This is a genomic window from Moorena producens 3L, from assembly GCF_000211815.1.
Lineage (GTDB): Bacteria > Cyanobacteriota > Cyanobacteriia > Cyanobacteriales > Coleofasciculaceae > Moorena > Moorena producens.
On the sequence record NZ_GL890837.1, the window covers coordinates 1 to 2925 of the forward strand.

Annotated in this window: 5 protein-coding genes and 1 pseudogene; 2 read left to right on the plus strand and 4 right to left on the minus strand. The window is 40.9% G+C overall.

What is annotated here, in order from left to right; translation table 11 throughout:
- Positions 1-349 (minus strand): annotated as a pseudogene (locus LYNGBM3L_RS06215) (RNA-guided endonuclease TnpB family protein); the annotation flags it as partial.
- 56 nt (positions 350-405) lie between these two features.
- Here LYNGBM3L_RS06215 and LYNGBM3L_RS45450 point away from each other — a divergent pair.
- Positions 406-570 carry a hypothetical protein gene (locus LYNGBM3L_RS45450; RefSeq protein WP_165691892.1) on the plus strand — a complete coding sequence of 55 codons (165 nt, stop codon included), beginning with the start codon at positions 406-408 and terminating at the stop codon, positions 568-570.
- A 68-nt stretch (positions 571-638) separates the two neighbouring features.
- On the opposite strand, the gene LYNGBM3L_RS45455 is transcribed toward LYNGBM3L_RS45450, so the two are convergent.
- Both LYNGBM3L_RS45455 and LYNGBM3L_RS42910 read right to left on the minus strand, forming a co-directional pair.
- Positions 639-842 carry a hypothetical protein gene (locus LYNGBM3L_RS45455; RefSeq protein ID WP_044492370.1) on the minus strand — a complete coding sequence of 68 codons (204 nt, stop codon included), beginning with the start codon at positions 840-842 and terminating at the stop codon, positions 639-641.
- Between the two features lie 512 nt (positions 843-1354).
- Positions 1355-2065, minus strand: coding sequence for a dual OB domain-containing protein (locus LYNGBM3L_RS42910; RefSeq protein WP_008180407.1), 711 nt, complete (start codon positions 2063-2065; stop codon positions 1355-1357).
- A gap of 67 nt (positions 2066-2132) precedes the next feature.
- Between LYNGBM3L_RS42910 and LYNGBM3L_RS35975 the strand changes: the two genes are divergently transcribed.
- Positions 2133-2270: a hypothetical protein gene (locus tag LYNGBM3L_RS35975; RefSeq protein ID WP_154659690.1), complete on the plus strand. Its 138-nt coding sequence runs from the start codon at positions 2133-2135 to the stop codon at positions 2268-2270.
- Between the two features lie 225 nt (positions 2271-2495).
- Here the strand turns inward: LYNGBM3L_RS35975 and LYNGBM3L_RS06230 are convergent.
- Positions 2496-2925: DUF488 domain-containing protein (locus tag LYNGBM3L_RS06230; RefSeq protein WP_008180409.1), on the minus strand; the 430-nt coding region annotated here is incomplete at its 5' end.

The window sequence follows — 2925 nt, forward strand, 5'->3', positions numbered from 1 at the left end:
AGTAAAGTCCAACTAATTTGTTATAACTTGTTATTGATTCAGCCACAGACTTAAGGGTTTGTTGAGCAGACTGAGCTGCCATCGCTCTATAGTGAGGGTTCTCTTTTAGTTCTTTACAAAGTTCTGCGTATTTTACCCCGCACTTATAGGTCTTCCACCCAGATCTCAACACATCCCCTCTCCAGAAAGTAGTATAAGCTTCTGGTTGTTGCTCCAACCAAGAGTAATGTTTTTGCTTCGCATAATAAGTTGCACAATTCCCTAGGCTATTAGCATTCTCGCATTGGAACAACCAAAAGGCTTTTTCCTCCTCTGAAAAACTAGCTTTGACTGGAATGGTCTTGTACACTTGTCATCACCTCCTTGTTTTTTTATATACTCTTAGTAGAGAGGTTGGTTCTGAAGATGTCAACAATAAATGAGTGGAAAACCAGAAAAAGAATGCGGGGAGTACCCGTACATCATTATGAATTGAAGAAGCCCCATACCGTTTGGCTAACTGGGACTACTTGGAAGTGGCTTCAATTATCAGCTAGAGAATCAAATACCAGTGTGGGAGAACTTGTATAAAAAATTATTAGATCTGAAATAAAGAAAGACGCTTAGAGACACGACTGGGTCAACCCAGTCTCTCTGTTTCACCCTCGGTCTAAAGACACAAGGCTCTCACATTTCAAGAAGTTTTGGTAGACCACAGCGCTGGTGAGTAGGCGCAGAGACTTAACATTAGGCATCGGGAAACTATTGCTATTCTCGCCAGTTTTTTTCTTAGATGCCACCATGCTCAAGGTCTGGCGCTCTTTAAATGAGCGATAATTTTCTACGCTGAACTCAACTAGCATCACTAGGGTCTCCCATGCTGACTTAGGGATTATCCATTAACTTTCGTCAATGGTAAACAATGGTAAAGGAATGATTTAGTTGATTATAGGAAGCTAGTTAGTAGAATGCGATCGCATTCGTTCCTAGTAATACCAATTACACAAAATATTGGTACACCTTAATCCCCTATATCACCGCCTTACATTATCAGTTTATCACCTTATGACCTAATTCCCGTATCCTCTGTAGCAAAAAGAAATAAAATTGTTATCATTTAGGTTGTAGGGTGGGCAAAAACAGTTTATTTTTTTTAGTATTAATGATTATCTTAATTTGCCCACCCTACTTGAATTGGTATTTATTTGACTTTTATGGTGGACAAAAACTGTTGGATTATTCTGAATACTCTAGATTATCTTACTTTGCCCACCCTACTTGAATTGGTATTTATTTGACTTTTATGGTGGGCAAAAACTGTTGGATTATTCTGAATACTCTAGATTATCTTACTTTGCCCACCCTACTTGAATTCCTAAAAAGGAAGCTCATCATCCATTCCTATTCTCAGTTTATTCCCTGATTTGTTAGGTAATTCAATAACACCTGCTATCAACTTCCAACAAGGATCACCATCCTTTTTCCAATCATCAGGTCGCCAAGGCATGCTGAGACTAACCGTAACCAAACACTGATTTTGTGGTCGATAGCCTAACTCTAAATGCCTAACAAATACGGGGTCAGTAATCGTAGCAGTCAATTCTTGTCCACAATCTGTTACCAGTGAACCTTCCCATTTTTCTACACCCTTATCTCTGACACCAATAGGTTGAACCAAGAACTCCACAGCTTTCACCAGTTGTAGTGTACAGCGTTGCTCTACCGGTAATGACTGCAAGAAATTCACGGTTACATAGCGCTCATTATTATGGAGAATGTATTTTTCCCGGCTGCAAAACTTATTGAGATATCCAGCGGGAACTTGTCCTACTCGTCGCCATTGTCCTGGTAATACCAAAAGATTTTCATACTCAAAGCCAAAGTCGGGTCCAGTTTTAGCCAAAGGAATATCTAAAATATCCAGTAAAGTTGGTTCCCTTCCCGCAATCTGACGCATTGGTTTCGGAATGCGACCATCCGGTAAATCAGATACAGGACGAATCCATTGACGTTTAAGGGAATTAATTCCAGCGATACATCTCTCGCCATGCTTCCAGGAGTTAGCCAAGCAAATAATCTGAGTCATGCTGCTATCTAATCCCAAGTAAGGTTAGTTTAGACGTAAGCATTCAGCGGTCAGCGGTCAGTGGTCAGTGGTCAGCGGTCAGTGGTCAGCGGTCAGCGGTCAGTGGTCAGTGGTCAGCGGTCAGCGGTCAGCGGTCAGCTTATTTTATTCAAAAGCTGTTCGCTGTAGCTTCGCCACAGGCGAATGCCTGAGAGCTGAGAGCTGAGAGCTGAGAGCTGAGAGCTGAGAGCTGATAGCTGATGGCTGATAGCTGATAGCTGAGAGCTGATAGCTGATAGCTGATAGCTGATGGCTGATGGCTGAGAGCTGAGAGCTGAGAGCTGAGAGCTGAGAGCTGATAGCTGATAGCTGAGAGCTGAGAGCTGAGAGCTGATAGCTGATAGCTGACTGATGCTTTTCTATGGTCTTAGCAAAGGGGATTTGGGATAAATCATAGGTGAACTATTTTTATAGTTCCCAATTTTTGACTCAGATATTCTGCTACTAAACGGCGATGACAGTTATGGGGAGTAGGTTCACTACACAGCAAACAGCTACCATCTAATAAATCTGGTGATACTGTCTTTTCGATTTCACGCTCTGTAATTAATTGTAAGAACTGTTTTTCGTAGGTTTCCCAATCGCCATTATTTTTTTTATAGGTATTTAGGATATCCTTGGTCGGAGCCAATTCTAGACGATGTATATAGTCAATATTCCCAATTTGCTGCAAAAAGTATTCAAAATCCGTCTTTTTTGTGAAACCAGCTAATTGAGATTTATTATTCAGTCTCGTATCGATAACTCGCCTTACTCCAGCATTAATCAGAAGCTCAAAGAACTGTTGAGCACTCTTTTTAGTAAACCCAATTGTAAATAAA

Coding starts and splice junctions, on each gene's coding strand:
- LYNGBM3L_RS42910 (WP_008180407.1), bottom strand. CDS start 2,065: ATGACTCAGATTATTTGCTTGGCTAACTCCTGGAAGCATGGCGAGAGA.
- LYNGBM3L_RS45455 (WP_044492370.1), bottom strand. CDS start 842: ATGCTAGTTGAGTTCAGCGTAGAAAATTATCGCTCATTTAAAGAGCGC.
- LYNGBM3L_RS45450 (WP_165691892.1), top strand. CDS start 406: ATGTCAACAATAAATGAGTGGAAAACCAGAAAAAGAATGCGGGGAGTA.